This window comes from Planococcus chinensis (assembly GCF_020071995.1).
Lineage (GTDB): Bacteria > Bacillota > Bacilli > Bacillales_A > Planococcaceae > Planococcus > Planococcus chinensis_A.
The window spans coordinates 30,759-45,606 of sequence record NZ_JABWTK010000001.1; the positions used below are offsets into that span (position 1 = coordinate 30,759).

Annotated in this window: 13 protein-coding genes; all 13 read left to right on the forward strand. The window is 47.1% G+C overall.

Going from position 1 to position 14,848, the window contains the following annotated elements:
- The first annotated feature begins 92 nt into the window (after positions 1-92).
- The 13 genes from HU147_RS00160 to HU147_RS00220 all read left to right on the forward strand — a co-directional run bounded on the left by HU147_RS00160 (position 93) and on the right by HU147_RS00220 (position 14,591).
- On the forward strand, positions 93-1,379 hold the full coding sequence (locus HU147_RS00160) for an adenylosuccinate synthase (protein ID WP_224074310.1): 1,287 nt from the start codon (positions 93-95) through the stop codon (positions 1,377-1,379).
- Between the two features lie 435 nt (positions 1,380-1,814).
- Positions 1,815-2,093: a hypothetical protein gene (locus tag HU147_RS00165; protein ID WP_224074311.1), complete on the forward strand. Its 279-nt coding sequence runs from the start codon at positions 1,815-1,817 to the stop codon at positions 2,091-2,093.
- A complete protein-coding gene (locus HU147_RS00170; protein WP_224074312.1) occupies positions 2,090-3,520 on the forward strand; it encodes a peptidoglycan DD-metalloendopeptidase family protein in 1,431 nt (476 codons plus the stop codon). Before HU147_RS00165 ends, HU147_RS00170 begins: the two co-directional genes overlap by 4 nt.
- Positions 3,521-3,708: 188 nt before the next feature.
- Positions 3,709-4,416 carry a response regulator YycF gene (yycF, locus tag HU147_RS00175; RefSeq protein WP_036810904.1) on the forward strand — a complete coding sequence of 236 codons (708 nt, stop codon included), beginning with the start codon at positions 3,709-3,711 and terminating at the stop codon, positions 4,414-4,416.
- Positions 4,417-4,421: 5 nt separating this feature from the next.
- Positions 4,422-6,245, forward strand: a complete 1,824-nt coding sequence (walK, locus tag HU147_RS00180; RefSeq protein ID WP_224074313.1) for a cell wall metabolism sensor histidine kinase WalK — start codon at positions 4,422-4,424, stop codon at positions 6,243-6,245.
- Entirely contained in the window at positions 6,242-7,579 is a 1,338-nt protein-coding gene (locus HU147_RS00185; protein ID WP_224074314.1) for a YycH family regulatory protein, read from the forward strand. The genes walK and HU147_RS00185 overlap by 4 nt, the downstream gene beginning before the upstream one ends.
- On the forward strand, positions 7,566-8,378 hold the full coding sequence (locus HU147_RS00190; RefSeq protein WP_224074315.1) for a two-component system regulatory protein YycI: 813 nt from the start codon (positions 7,566-7,568) through the stop codon (positions 8,376-8,378). Before HU147_RS00185 ends, HU147_RS00190 begins: the two co-directional genes overlap by 14 nt.
- Before the next feature lie 13 nt (positions 8,379-8,391).
- Complete coding sequence (locus HU147_RS00195; protein ID WP_224074316.1) at positions 8,392-9,180, forward strand: MBL fold metallo-hydrolase; 789 nt, start codon at positions 8,392-8,394, stop codon at positions 9,178-9,180.
- A 139-nt stretch (positions 9,181-9,319) separates the two neighbouring features.
- Positions 9,320-10,519: a S1C family serine protease gene (locus HU147_RS00200; protein ID WP_224074849.1), complete on the forward strand. Its 1,200-nt coding sequence runs from the start codon at positions 9,320-9,322 to the stop codon at positions 10,517-10,519.
- A gap of 586 nt (positions 10,520-11,105) precedes the next feature.
- Positions 11,106-11,609, forward strand: coding sequence for a DinB family protein (locus HU147_RS00205; protein WP_224074317.1), 504 nt, complete (start codon positions 11,106-11,108; stop codon positions 11,607-11,609).
- Between the two features lie 494 nt (positions 11,610-12,103).
- Positions 12,104-12,259, forward strand: a complete 156-nt coding sequence (locus HU147_RS00210) for a CxxH/CxxC protein (protein WP_317985482.1) — start codon at positions 12,104-12,106, stop codon at positions 12,257-12,259.
- A gap of 89 nt (positions 12,260-12,348) precedes the next feature.
- Complete coding sequence (gene rlmH, locus HU147_RS00215) at positions 12,349-12,828, forward strand: 23S rRNA (pseudouridine(1915)-N(3))-methyltransferase RlmH (protein WP_036810928.1); 480 nt, start codon at positions 12,349-12,351, stop codon at positions 12,826-12,828.
- Between the two features lie 254 nt (positions 12,829-13,082).
- Positions 13,083-14,591 (forward strand): DUF1846 domain-containing protein, encoded by a 1,509-nt coding sequence (locus HU147_RS00220; protein WP_224074319.1) that lies wholly within the window; start codon positions 13,083-13,085, stop codon positions 14,589-14,591.
- Positions 14,592-14,848 lie beyond the last annotated feature (257 nt).

Genomic DNA, 14,848 nt, shown 5'->3' on the forward strand with positions numbered 1-14,848 from the left:
GTTTTCTTGTATTTTTCATTGACTCGGATCCTTTTGCTTGGTACAATTGAGTCTGTTGAAACAAGGGCATAAGCCTAACGGAGGTGCGGACGATGACATCAGTCGTAGTAGTAGGAACGCAATGGGGAGACGAAGGAAAAGGGAAAATTACGGATTTTCTATCCGAACACGCAGAAGTAATTGCGCGTTACCAAGGCGGCAACAATGCCGGACATACCATCATTTTCGACGGCGAAACGTACAAGCTGCATTTGATTCCATCAGGGATTTTCTACAAGGATAAAATTTCAGTGATCGGCAACGGTATGGTAGTAGATCCGAAAGCACTTGTAAAAGAACTTAAAGCGCTGCATACACGAGGCGTCACAACTGAAAACCTGCGCATTTCCAACCGCGCACACGTCATCTTGCCTTACCACATCAAGCAGGACGAAGTGGAAGAAGCAAGACGCGGAGCCAACAAAATCGGAACAACAGGAAAAGGCATCGGGCCCGCTTATATGGACAAAGCGGCGCGTGTCGGCATCCGCATGGCGGATCTTTTGGATCATATTGTGTTCGAGGAGAAGCTTCGCATGAACTTGAACGAGAAAAACCGGATGTTCGAGAAGTTCTATGAAACGGAAGGCTTCACGGTTGAAGAAATCATGGAAGAGTATTATGAATACGGCCAGGAAATTGCGAAGTATGTAACCGATACTTCAAAAGTATTGAACGATGCCATCGATGACGGCCGTCGCGTTCTTTTTGAAGGCGCACAAGGCGTGATGCTGGATATCGACCAAGGTACATATCCATTTGTTACTTCTTCAAACCCGGTAGCGGGCGGAGTGACGATCGGTGCCGGCGTCGGCCCGACAACGATCCAGCACGTCATCGGCGTATGTAAAGCCTATACGTCACGCGTTGGCGACGGCCCGTTCCCTACGGAATTGTTTGATGAAGTCGGCCAGCAGATCCGTGAAGTCGGCAAAGAGTACGGCACGACAACAGGACGTCCGCGCCGCATCGGCTGGTTCGACAGTGTCGTTGTCCGCCATGCACGTCGCGTCAGCGGATTAACGGATTTGACGGTTAACTCGATTGACGTATTGACAGGCCTTGAAACGGTGAAAATCTGTACAGCTTACCGCTACAACGGTGAGCTGATCACAGAATACCCGGCAAACCTGCGCATGCTTGCAGATTGCGAACCGGTCTATGAAGAACTGCCAGGTTGGTCGGAAGATGTAACGAAATGCAAATCGTTGGATGAACTTCCGGAAAACGCACGCCATTACTTGGAGCGCATTGCCCAGTTGACAGGCGTCCAGATTTCCATCTTCTCAGTCGGTCCAGACCGCAACCAGACGAACATCGTAACAAGCGTTTGGCGTTAATATGCAATAATGGAAATTAAATATAAAGAGCTGAAACGAAATCCGTTTCAGCTCTTTTATCATGTTGAGAAAGATATTTCTTATTAAATCGATATTCCGCAAACCAGCTTCGCTTGCCGCGGGCGAGCGCCAAGCCGCTTCGTCGCTTCGCTCCTGCAGGGTCTCGGCTTTCTCGCTTTCCCGCTGGCGTCTGCGCTGGTTTGCTACATATCGGCAGAGAGAAATGAATAAATAGCATGCATACTCTTCAACTCTTTATAATAAAAAGAGTTAAACTGAATGAAGCGAAACGCGTCCACTTAGAGCTACATGCATAAAGGTTCTCGAAGGTTTCTCGACAGCCTAAAAGAGCTGAAACGGTATCCGTTTCAGCTCTTTTTTGATGAGTGGAAACGGATTTAACAGAAAAGACACATTTCCCATGGTATTTTCAGGATGCAATATGACAAATATTACAGAAAAGTGATAGGAAAAACGTGTTTTATTGAAGTTAAGCAAAAAAGATTGTTACTTTCTGCATACAAGAAAAGGGTCGGTTTTTTGGTCTTTCTCGGCTTTTTAGAAGGATTTGGCAAGAATGCTTCAGTTGGATTACAGACCTCAAAATCAGCTAATTTAAAGGTAAATTGTGCTAGAGTGGGAAAGGTTCATTTAAATCACACGAAAGCCAGCGGGCTTTACATAGAAGCAAAAGGAGTTACCGAATACTTATGAAGAACATTCAACAACCGGCAGCCGGCCGGACGTTTTTAAAGGCAGCTGCAGCTTCAGCATTGTTGCTGACAGGGCTCAGTTTCACACCGGTATTTGCAACGTCAGAGAACAAGCACAGCCTTCAGCCGGTTTACCACTTGTATAATGATGGGCACTACCTGGGGACAGTTTCGGACGACCAGGCAGTGGAAAAAATGATGGACGAAAAACGCAGTCAGCTGCAGCCGCAATTTGCCGCTTTGGATCTGGAAGTGGACGAAAGCTTCAATGTGGTTGAAGAGAAAGTGTTTGAACGCAGTTTGCCAAACGAACAGGAAATTTTAGCGGCAGCTGCTAAAGAAGTGGAAATCCAAGCTTCCGCTTTTGCATTATCAGTCAATGGCCGGGAAGTGCTTCAAGTGAAAGATCAAGCGGCATACGAGGCCTTGATCCAGCAATTGAAACTGGCCTACGCCACCCCGGAAGAGCTGGCCGCCTGGGAAGAGCGGAAGCGGACAAATGCACCTTTGCCGGAATTGGAGCCGGGACAGGCGAACCTTATCGATTTAACAATTACCAAGAACTTGTCGGGAGCTGCGAAACAGGCAAATCCGGCGGGTGTCATGGAACCGGATCAGGCTGCGAAATACTTGCTGACGGGAGAGCGTTCTTACATTGTCCGTGAAGGCGATGAAGCCGAAAAATTGGCGGATGCGTTCGGCATGGAAACAGAAGAGCTTGCGGCTTTGAATCCGGGCATCAACCTTGCTCAATTAGCGCCAGGCACCCAGTTGAATGTATCGGCAGCCGGACCTTTAGTGACGGTGAACGTGAAAAAACAGCAGAAACAGATTGCACTGATTCCGCATAAGTCTCTGAAAGAAGACGATCCCAAGTTATTGAAGGGCGAAACGAAGCTTAAGCAGCAAGGCAAAAACGGCCGAAAGCATGTTACCTCGGAAGTGGAAACCGTCAACGGCCAGGAAGTTTCGAAAGAAGTCCTAGCAGAACAAGCCACCTTAGAGCCGATTGACCATATCGTTTCAAACGGTACGATGCCTCCCCCGTCAGTCGGCACCGGAACATTCACGTGGCCGGCCGAAGGCGGCGAAATCACCAGCAAAAGAGGCCATCGCTGGGGGCGTCTCCATAACGGCATCGACATTGCCCGTTCAAGCGGACCGGCCATCAAGTCTGCTGACCATGGTGTGGTAAAAGCGGCCGGAGCAGCGGGAACATTTGGAAAGCGGGTAGTGGTGGACCATCAAAACGGTTATGAAACCATCTATGCCCATTTGTCTTCGATTGACGTCAAAGTCGGAGATGTAGTCCCGCAAGGAACGAAATTGGGGAATATGGGCAATACCGGGCGATCTACCGGCGTCCATTTGCATTTTGAAGTCTCTTTGAACGGCGTTACGCAAGACCCGTTAAAATATATCAAGTAACCATCTACAGGCCGGACGCCTTTTAGCGTCCGGCCTTTTCATTTCGTCCCCTCGTTATTTCCCGGGAAATAGCGGGCAGACAGTGAGAGGTGCGAAACCGCCAAAACAGTGATAAAGTAAAGGGTAGAAAAGAATGTACATCGGACGAAATTCCATCAGTAAATGTTGGACTAAGGGGGAAAAGAAAAATGAGTAAAACCATTTTGGTTGTTGACGATGAAAAACCGATTGCAGACATTCTGCAGTTTAATTTGAAAAAAGAGGGCTTTAATGTTTTGTGTGCGTACGACGGGGATGAAGCCATCAAAATCGCGGAGGAAGTGCAGCCGGATTTGATGCTTTTGGACATCATGCTTCCAAACCGCGACGGCATGGAAGTATGCCGGGAAATCCGTAAGAAATTCGATTTTCCGATTATCATGCTAACGGCCAAAGACTCGGAAATCGATAAAGTGCTGGGCCTTGAACTGGGAGCGGATGATTATGTTACCAAGCCGTTTTCTACACGTGAACTGATTGCACGGGTGAAAGCCAACCTGCGCCGCCAGAATGTTGTGCCGCTTGAAGAAGAAGGGCCGAATTCGAATGATATCGAAGTCGGGTCATTGATCATCCAGCCGGATGCCTATCTGGTTCAAAAACGCGATGAAACAATTGAACTGACGCACCGTGAATTTGAATTATTGCATTACCTTGGAAAACATATTGGCCAAGTGATGACGCGCGAGCATTTGCTGCAGACCGTCTGGGGCTATGATTATTTCGGGGACGTCCGGACAGTCGATGTAACCATCCGGCGCCTTCGTGAAAAAATTGAAGACAATCCGAGCCATCCGGCATGGATCGTTACCCGCAGGGGAGTAGGGTATTACTTGCGGAATCCTGAACAGGAGTAGGTTGAATGCAGAAAGTAAGTTTTTTTAAATCGATTCATGTGAAATTTGTGTTGATTTACCTCTTATTGATCTTATTGGCGATGCAGATCATCGGCCTTTATTTTGCGCAAGAGCTTGAGGAAACTTTAACTAAGAACTTTAAGGACTCGATCGAAGAACGAATGAATATTGTCGAGTTCAGTGTACGGGAAGAAATGGTCAAACCGCGGACCGAAGAAGAATCGACGATTGAAGAAAGCCTGCGCTCTGTACTGGCTGGTTTTCAATCATCGGACATTGATGAAATCCGGGTAGTGGATGCCAGGTACCGGATTTTGGCTTCTTCCGCCACAGACAACCAGTCTTTGGTCGGCCAGCGTTCCACACTGGATATCGTGACGCAGTCGATTGTGGCGGAAACGCCCGATGAACGGACGTATGTAAATAACCAAGCAGACCGAGTGTGGGTCCGAACTCAGCCGATTATCGCAGAGGGCGGCGAAGTGCTCGGTACTTTATATATGGAAGCGGATATTGAAAATGTCTACAACCAGATGGACGACATCAACGCCATTTTGGCAGTCGGGACCGCCATTGCACTGGCTGTAACGGCAGTGCTCGGTGTGCTGGTAGCCCAGACGATTTCCAAGCCGATTTCCGATATGCGGCGGCAAGCCCAGGCAATGGCGAGAGGGAATTTCTCCCGGAAGGTGCGCGTTTACGGAAATGACGAAATCGGGCAATTGGCGAAGTCGTTCAATAACCTGACCAACCGGCTGCAGGAATCCCAGCAGTCCACAGAAAGCGAACGGCGGAAGCTGGCGTCTGTACTTGCCAATATGACCGACGGCGTTCTGTCGACCGACCGGAGAGGGCGCGTTATTTTAATCAACGATCCCGGACTCCGATTGCTGAATGTTTCACGTGAAACGGTCATCAACCGGCCAATCACTTCCGTGTTGGGGCTGGATTCCGAATATACCTTTGAAGATTTGATCCATTTAAAAGATGCCATCACGCTGGATTTCAGTTCGTATGACGAAAGTGCGCTCCTGCGGGCAAGTTTTTCAGTCATCCAGAAAGAAACCGGCTTTGTGAACGGTGTTATTGCAGTATTGCATGACAATACCGAACAGGAAAAAATCGATATGGAACGCCGTGAATTTGTGGCCAATGTATCGCATGAATTGCGTACGCCGTTGACTACGATGAGAAGCTATCTTGAAGCGCTTGCTGACGGAGCGTGGCAAGACCAGGAACTGGCTCCGACGTTTTTGAATGTTACGCAGACTGAAACGGAACGGATGATCCGCCTGGTCAACGATTTGCTGAAGCTATCGAAAATGGATGCCAGCGAAACGGAAACCAACAAAGAAATGGTCGAGTTCAATGTATTCTTCAACCGCATCATCGACCGCTTTGAGATGTCGAAATCCCAAAATGTCTATTTTGAGCGCGAACTTCCGGACGAACAGTATTTTGTCGAAATCGATCCGGACAAATTGACGCAAGTCATCGACAACATCATTTCCAATGCGCTCAAGTATTCGCCGGAAGGCGGGAAAATCCGCTTTGCGATGACCATCGAAGATGGTTTTATTCTGATCCGCATTGCCGACCAGGGCATGGGCATTCCAAAAGAGAATGTGGATAAGATTTTTGACCGGTTCTACCGGGTTGACCGGGCGCGTTCCCGGGCAATGGGAGGCACGGGCCTTGGCCTTGCCATTTCAAAAGAAATGATCAATGCACATGGCGGCCATATCTGGGCTGAAAGCCAGTACGGAAAAGGGACGACTATTTTCTTCACGCTGCCATTTGAAGAGGATGTCGGAGGTGAGTGGGAATGAAGTATATCGAATACATCAAATCAATCGCTTTGTTTTTGCTGATTGCGCTCAGCCTTTTCCTGACCTTTATCATTTGGACATTTACGCCGGGATTTGACCGGATTGAAACGACGCCGGCCATTGAAGTGGCTCTTGGAAAGACGAAAACCATGGAAGAAGTCGTCCAACCGAGCAAAGTGCTTTATCATTATAATGATGTGGTTACCGGAACAACCGAAAAAGAGCAAGTCGATCGGCTCCTGGAAGTCATGAAGCAATGGCAAATCCGGGATGTGCTGTCGCTTGCTGAAGAAGCGCCGATGAATGTGTTGAAATCCTATATGCATGAACCGAACCGTGCCGTCTTGTATTTCCCGGGACCGGTGCCGTTTCCGGTTTTCGATACCATCATGGAAGTGTCTGCTGACACCATCCCGGAAGCATCGTTCGACCGGCTGGTAGTTGACTGGAGCGAAACGGGAAATGCCGATTTCACGCTTTACTTCATCAACACCCGAACCGGCCGCGTGCTCCAGGCAAATGTGCCCGCTTCAGAATTGGAACAATTCCAATCGGTAGTGGTGGAGCCCGCTTTTAAGTATGAAACTTTTATCACCAATGAAGACATCGGGGCTTTGCCGATTTATGTGCCGGAAAGTGCATTCGAAATGAATACCTACCGATACTTGCAGGAAGATATCGCGAGCCAGAAGTTTGTGGACGGGCTTTTTGAAAATCCAGGCCGCGTCCAATCTACCGGCGATTTGGCGAATGAAGAATACAGCGATGAATCAGATGCATTGATGAGCGTTGACAGCAGCCAAAAAAGCATCAATTACGTCCAGCCAAAAGCGGAAACACAGGATCCCGCTATTCCGTCCGAATTGCTTTTTGAAACGGTCGACTTTGTCAATAGCCATAGCGGCTGGACAAATGACTACCGCTACTTTTCGATGAGTCCTTTGAATCAGCAGATCGAGTACCGGCTTTTCTTAGACAATATGCCGGTATTCAGCCCGACACTTTCAACCGAGTTGGAGCTGGTATGGGGAATTGACGCGGAAATGGAGCAGGTATTCCGCTATAAACGCCCTTTCTATGTATTGGAATCGTGGGCGGAAACCGGCACAGCCATTTTGCCTTCAGGAAAAGCGGCGCTGCATGCCATCACTCATTTAAAAGAGCAGGACCTGAAGAACATTACCGATATCGTACCTGGCTATGAGCTGACGCTGGACGACAAAGACCCGGCGCGGCTGTTGAGTTTGCAGCCGGCCTGGTACTTTAAATCCGAAGGCGTATGGACCCGCTTAACGAAAGAAGAGTTAGGAGGTGGGCAAGTTGGATTGGAATAAAACCAAATCCATTTTCATCATTGTCTTTGCCATACTCAATGTGTTTTTGTACTCTCTGTATCTGGAGCGGTACAAAGAAGCGGAAAGCGTGGTTTTCCTCACAGAATCTTCGAATGAAGAAAAGCTGGAAGCGGAAGGCATCACGTACGCTGATTTGCCGGAATCCGCTGGAACTTTGCCTTATGTGACGGGCACGATGAAAACATTTGTAGCGACGGACGTTCCGGGTGTAGACTTGAAAGAGAACCGGAGAAATGATAAATTATTGTCCGTCAGCTTTACGGAACCCATACCGCTTGACGATAAAATAAGCACGGAAACACTGGAGGAATTCGTAGAAGAAACCATTTACGAAGGAGAACAATATGGCTTATGGAAGATTGAAGAACAACAAAAAAGAGCCATGTTTTTTCAGGAAATCAACGGGGAGCCCTTGTTCTACAGCGACAGTGGAAACTTGCAGGTTTACTGGAACGACGATGGAGAAATTACGCATTATGAACAAGCCATCTTCGAGAATATCGTCGAAGGGGAACAGCAAAAAGACCTGATTTCACCTGTTCAGGCGATTCATAACCTTTATCAGAAGAGATTCCTGCCATCCAATACGGAAATCGATTCAGCCGATCTTGGCTATTCGGAATACGTAACGGTATCAGAAAATACACAGATGTTCCTTCCAACATGGCGCATTCAAGCGACGTTCGAAGACGGAACGGCAGAAGAATTTTTTGTGAATGCGGTAAAAGGGGATGTCATTGAACTGAAAAAGACAGAGCAAGCAGAAGTTACACAATAAGGAGATTTTTATTATGCGGTTTAGCGTATTAGCAAGCGGCTCAAGCGGCAATGCTATTTATATAGAAAATGACCAGCATTCATTTTTGGTCGATGCAGGGCTCAGCGGACGGAAAATGGAAGAGCTGTTTGCCGCAATCGGCAAAAAAATGAATAACCTGGACGGCATTCTGGTGACGCATGAGCACAGTGACCATATTAAAGGCCTCGGAATTGTCGCGCGGAAACACAAAGTGCCGATCTACGCCAATGCGAAAACCTGGCAGGCGATGGACGGGCTGGTGGGCGCGATTCCTATGGAACAGCGCTTCCACTTTGACATGGATACGGTGAAAACCTTCGGCTCACTTGATATCGAATCTTTTGCGGTATCGCACGATGCAGCAGATCCCATGTTTTATGTGTTCCATGAAAATGGCCGCAAGCTGGCGCTCATCACCGATACGGGCTATGTCAGCGACCGGATGAAGGGCGTCATCCAGGCAGCTGATGCATTTGTGTTTGAAAGCAACCACGACGTCGGCATGCTGCAGATGGGCCGCTACCCTTGGTCCGTCAAACGCCGCATCCTCAGTGATGTCGGACACGTATCAAACGAAGATGCGGCAGTGGCGATGAGCGAAGTCATGGCGGAAAAGCCGACGCGCATTTACTTGTCGCATTTAAGCAAAGACAACAATATGAAGGACTTGGCGCGCATGAGCGTCGAGCAAACCTTGCAAACCAAAGGCATCATTGTCGGGGAATACGTTGATTTACTGGATACCGACGCCAATGTGCCGACTGAATTAGTGATTGTGTGAGTGAATAAAAACCGGAAGCAGCCATGCTTCCGGTTTTTTATTTTCATTTTCGCCATATTTACCGCTTGAATTGTCTGTTTCGCCTTCATAAACTAAGGCTATATAAGAGTATAGGAAGAGCGAAGAGAGGATGAAACGAATGGGATATTACAATAATCCGTCAGGACAGCCGAAACCGCGCCGCGCAGGCACATTTTTGGCTGGCCTAGCAGGAGTGGCAATTGGCGCGTTGTTGGTGTGGCTATTGTTTTCTTCAGTGCCGGGGCTTGCTCCGAAAAATGACACAGCTACCAGTACACAACTAACGGAAACGGACCGGCAATCAGCGACAACTTCCGTTGAAATCACGACAGATGTAACAGCAGCGGTGGAAGAGGCAGCGGATGCGGTAGTCGGTGTGTCGAATCTGCAGGCGGCCAACGATTTCTGGTCACAGGGCCAAGGGCAGGAACAGGCGGTTGGAACCGGCTCAGGAGTCATTTATAAAAATGAAGGCGGAAAAGCGTATGTGGTGACAAACCATCACGTGATTGAAGGCGCAAGCGGCATCGAATTGACGCTGTCAGATGGTTCAAAAGTGGAAGCGACCCTTGTTGGAAGCGATGTCTGGACGGATCTGGCGGTACTGGAGATGGACGATACCAATGTGCCAGATGTTGTGGAACTTGGAGATTCGGATGTATTGAAACGTGGCGAAACAGTCATTGCAATCGGCAACCCGCTCGGCCTTGATTTTTCAGGTTCGGTAACGACCGGCGTGGTCTCCGGGACAGACCGGGCGGTTCCGGTGGATCTGGACGGCAATGGCTCAGAAGACTGGCAGGCAGAAGTGCTGCAGACAGATGCAGCGATCAACCCAGGCAACAGTGGAGGCGCCCTTGTTAACTTGGCAGGGCAGCTGATCGGCATCAACTCAATGAAAATTGCGACCGATGCGGTTGAAGGAATCGGCTTCGCCATTCCGATCAATTCAGCGTTGCCGGTACTCGAGTCGATTGAACAGAACGGCGAAATGATCCGTCCGGCGATGGGCGTCACGTTAATGGACTTGGTACAAGTGCCTCAGGCGCAGCGTGAAGAGACCTTGAACCTACCGGCAGACGTCAAGGAAGGTGTAGTCGTCAACTCGGTTGTGAACGGCTCCGCAGCGGCTAAAGCAGGCATGCAGCAATTTGATGTAATTGTTGAGATGGACGGCGAACCGGTCGGCGACATCATCGAATTGCGGAAGCATTTATACAACGAAAAGAAAATTGGCGATACCTTGGCAGTCAAAGCTTACCGAAATGGCGAATTGATGGACTTTGAACTGGAGCTTGTTGATAACTCCGCGTTGTAAAAAAGAGAAACGGATCCATACATGGATCCGTTTTTCAGCTTGTTGAAAAAGATATAAAAAAAATTCCCCTTAGAATATCTCCGATATTTCGCAAACCAGCTGCGCTTGCCGCGGGCGATCCGCCAAGCCTCCTCAGCCGCTTCGAAAACCTTGTGCTCCTGCATCGCTGCGCTAGCTTCGTCGCAAATGATTGGGCAAAGCCCAATCATTTCTTGCGGGGTCTCAGCTGTCTCGCTTTCCCGCAGGCAAGACAATGGCTGAAGCTTGCGAAGCCATGTCTTTGCGACGAGCTTGCGCAGGAGCAGTACGGTTTTCTCCGCTGGTTTGCTCCATATCGTTAGATAACTATGAATAAATAGCATGTCTGCTCTTTCACTTTTTATAATAAAAGAGATACTTTATAAAAAAAGTGAACGAAGTGAAGCGGAAAGTGGCGAGGGCAAACATTGTACTCCTGCATCGCTGCGCTAGCTTCGTCGCAAAGGAGTTGCCCTAAATTGCTTTTGGGACAACTCCTTTTTTTATGCAGGAAAAGCGGATTTTTTCACGAATAAAGTACAAACAAAGACATGACAGGAGGAAGACGATGTTTACCAATTTGGAAGAATTTTTTACGGATTGGCACGATGAAGCGGCAGCGACCCAGCGGATCCTAGATGCCTTGACGGACGAATCGCTCCAGCAGCAAGTTGCGGATGGCTATCGGACACTCGGGCGCTTGGGGTGGCATTTAGTGACGAGCCTGGATGAAATGGTCAGCCACACGGGCCTTCAATTTTCAAGTGCGAAGTTTGGCGCGCCGGTTCCGGAGACAGCGGAAGAAATTGCAGAAGCGTACCGTTTTTCCAATCAATCGATGGTGACGGCGATGAAAGAAAATTGGACGGACGAGACTTTAAAAGAAGAGCACGATATGTACGGTGAGATGTGGAATGTGGCAACGATTTTGAAGGTGCTGTATACGCACCAGATCCATCACCGCGGCCAGATGACGGTGTTGATGCGTCAAGCCGGATTGAAGGTGCCGGGGCTGTACGGGCCGGCGAAAGAGGAATGGGCCGCTATGGGTGCACCGCCTCCGGAAGTTTGATAGAGGGAGAAGAGACCACTAAACGTTTAACGGCGTTTGGTGGTTTTTTTGTAGAGTTTTACAGGGAGAGCACTTAAGAAATCGCTCCTGATGGACGTTTTTCACCGTCATCCGCTCTTTCTGTAGAAGGAAAGGAGCAAATTGAGAGGGAAAAGACCTTCGTTTTTGTCCATATAAGAATTATTTAAAGTGCTAAATAAAGGAGAATTAATAGAATGATTTCATCTTAAATTAAGTCTTTTCCTTTGTAATGCTATTGTAATATTTATGAACTCCCTCTTAACAAATGACAACTATCGTTCGTGAAAGCAGAAAAATAACATGTGGATAACTTTTAGGATAAACGAGAGTTACCAACTATCCACAGCTTGGTAAAAGCTTCGCTATCCGGAGGGTTTGACTTCTGTTAGAATAGATTGTGGATAAAGGTGAATAAATTGTGCATAACTGTGTGGAATATTCGGAAATCGAAAGGGGGAGAAAATATGAAGATAATGTGCTGTAAAACCCATGTGGAGCATGGCTTGGACATGTTTGTGGCAGAGACAAAAAGTTATCCTATTCTTACAGAATTATCAGAACAAGAAAGGTTATCCACAAAATGCGATTACTGTGAGGAAGCTGCGTTGTATCTTGTGGCGAACGAATGAGCGGGCACAAGATGTAGAAAAAGTTGTGGATATGTGCATAACATTTGTGGGTAACTTGTTTGTAAATTTAGCGTAAAAGGGGATAAGTTGTGAATATCTCGATTATCAGTGTTGGGAAGCTAAAAGAGAAATACTTGAAAGCCGGGATTGAAGAATATACGAAGCGGCTTGGAAGCTACGCAAAAATCGCTGAAATTGAAGTAGCGGATGAAAAAGCGCCGGAGCAGTTAAGCGAGGCGGATATGGAAATCGTGAAAAAGAAAGAAGCGGACCGGATCCTCGCAAAAGTCTCGCCGGATGCATACGTCATTGCGCTGGCAATCGACGGCAAGATGAAAACTTCCGAAGGGCTGGCGAAGGACATCGAATCCCTCATGACCTACGGCCGCAGCAAGATTGTCTTTGTCATCGGTGGATCGCTTGGCCTCCATGAGGAAGTATTGAAGCGGGCGGATGAGAAATTGTCGTTTTCGAAAATGACATTTCCCCATCAGTTGATGAAGCTGATTTTGGTGGAGCAGATTTACCGGGCTTTCCGGATAATGAAGAATGAGCCTTATCATAAGTAAATAAGGTTTAGGACGTTTGGATTTGCTAAACACAGTTCTAAATTTCGTTATTTCGGTTGATTACATTGGCAGTGAGGTCAGTGCGCTTATTAGAATCATTCAATCATCGAATGCGTAGGTTGGGTTTTCTTTGTCTTTTTTTTTCAAAGCTTTATAATGGTAAAAGGTGAATTTTAGCTAGGATTTTCTCTTAAGGCGTTTTTATCTAGCGAGTTAAGAGAAAGCTTGAAGCATAGAAGGCGGGACTGAAATTAATGAAAAAAATTGGATTTGATTCGGAGAAATATTTGCAAGAACAATCAGCCTACATCCTAGAACGGGTGCAGCAGTACGATAAACTTTACTTGGAATTTGGCGGAAAATTGATAGGCGACAAACATGCCAAGCGTGTCTTGCCTGGATTTGATGAAGATGCCAAAATCAAGCTATTGCATACACTGAAAGAAAATGCGGAAATCATCATCTGTGTGTACGCTGGAGACATCGAACGAAACAAAGTCCGTGAAGATTACGGCATCACTTATGACCAAGATGTCTTGCGCTTAATTGATGAATACCGGGCATATGGCATTTCTGTCAACAGTGTCCTGATCACTCGTTACCAAGGACAACCAACAGTCAAAGTATTTATGACAAAGCTTGAGAGAAGCGGAATTAGCGTCTGTATTCACCGCGAAATCGAAGGTTATCCGACAAACGTGGACGCGGTCCTTGGGGAAGAAGGATTTGCGACGAATCCTTATATTAAAACGACAAAGCCAATCGTGGTCGTAACGGCTCCTGGCCCGGGAAGCGGAAAGCTTGCCACCTGCCTTAACCAAATGTACCATGAGAACAAACTGGGAAATGAAGTTGGCTATGCCAAGTTTGAGACTTTTCCAGTTTGGAACTTGCCGCTAAAGCACCCGGTAAACATCGCTTATGAAGCGGCTACCGTCGATTTAAAAGACGTAAATATGATTGATAATTATCACTATGAAGCATACGGGAAAGTAGCGATCAATTACAATCGTGATATTGAGACATTTCCTGTCATCAAACGGATTATTGAAAGGATTACCGGCAAAGACTCTGTTTACAGCTCACCGACTGATATGGGGGTTAATCGCCTGAAATCGGGCATCACCGACGATATGGTCGTGCAGGAAGCTGCCAAGCAGGAAATCATTCGGCGCAGTTTTGTCGTAGAGAACGACTATAAAAAAGGGCTTGCCGATGAAGACAGTGTACGCCACATGCAAGTGATTCTGGAAGAGACCGGCTTAAAGAAAGAGGACCGGGCACCTGTATTGCCGGCCCGCAATTATGCGAAAGCAATCCAAGCGCAAAATGACAGCACGAATTTACAAGCCGTAATTGCGATAGAACTGCCGAATGGCGAGATGATCACCGGTCGAACGACCACTCTGATGGATGCTTCGGCAGCCGCGATTCTGAATGGGTTGAAGAAATTGACCAATATTTCCGATGAAATTAATTTGTTGTCGCCGATGATTTTACAAACGATTCAACGGTTGAAAACCGAGGACTTGAACAGCCGCGTCCCGACATTAAGCGCCAATGAAGTGCTCATTGCACTGGCAATCAGTGCGGTCACCAATCCTACTTCTGAGCTGGCTTATAAGCAATTGCCAAATTTAAAAGACACCCAAGCTCATTCCACGGTTATATTGAATAGAGAAAATGAACAAACCTTTAAGAAGCTTGGAATCGACATCACCAATGATCCGGTATATCCAACTGAGAACCTGTATTACAATTAAATTTTAGAAAACACCTGCCTTTTTCTTCTTACATAGAAGTCTGAGGCAGGTGTTTTTCATTTATAGAGTTTACTAGAAAGGCGCACTCTTCTTTAATGAGAAGGCTACACCTTTATGCTTTATTGAATTAATCAAGCGTGCTTCTTTTTATTGAAGTTTGGTTGCTGAATACCAATAAATATATTCCAACGAAATGTAAATTTTTGTTACAATGAAAGAAAATAGATCATAAAAAAAAACTTTACAACACCTAGTTA

What these genes read in the sequence shown, in the direction of transcription:
- HU147_RS00165 (WP_224074311.1), top strand. Translation starts at nt 1,815, where the DNA reads ATGCAATATGACAAATATTACAGAAAAGTGATAGGAAAAACGTGTTTT.
- HU147_RS00200 (WP_224074849.1), top strand. Translation starts at nt 9,320, where the DNA reads ATGGGATATTACAATAATCCGTCAGGACAGCCGAAACCGCGCCGCGCA.
- HU147_RS00160 (WP_224074310.1), top strand. Translation starts at nt 93, where the DNA reads ATGACATCAGTCGTAGTAGTAGGAACGCAATGGGGAGACGAAGGAAAA.
- HU147_RS00195 (WP_224074316.1), top strand. Translation starts at nt 8,392, where the DNA reads ATGCGGTTTAGCGTATTAGCAAGCGGCTCAAGCGGCAATGCTATTTAT.
- yycF (WP_036810904.1), top strand. Translation starts at nt 3,709, where the DNA reads ATGAGTAAAACCATTTTGGTTGTTGACGATGAAAAACCGATTGCAGAC.
- HU147_RS00185 (WP_224074314.1), top strand. Translation starts at nt 6,242, where the DNA reads ATGAAGTATATCGAATACATCAAATCAATCGCTTTGTTTTTGCTGATT.
- walK (WP_224074313.1), top strand. Translation starts at nt 4,422, where the DNA reads ATGCAGAAAGTAAGTTTTTTTAAATCGATTCATGTGAAATTTGTGTTG.
- HU147_RS00210 (WP_317985482.1), top strand. Translation starts at nt 12,104, where the DNA reads ATGTGCTGTAAAACCCATGTGGAGCATGGCTTGGACATGTTTGTGGCA.
- HU147_RS00170 (WP_224074312.1), top strand. Translation starts at nt 2,090, where the DNA reads ATGAAGAACATTCAACAACCGGCAGCCGGCCGGACGTTTTTAAAGGCA.
- HU147_RS00220 (WP_224074319.1), top strand. Translation starts at nt 13,083, where the DNA reads ATGAAAAAAATTGGATTTGATTCGGAGAAATATTTGCAAGAACAATCA.
- HU147_RS00205 (WP_224074317.1), top strand. Translation starts at nt 11,106, where the DNA reads ATGTTTACCAATTTGGAAGAATTTTTTACGGATTGGCACGATGAAGCG.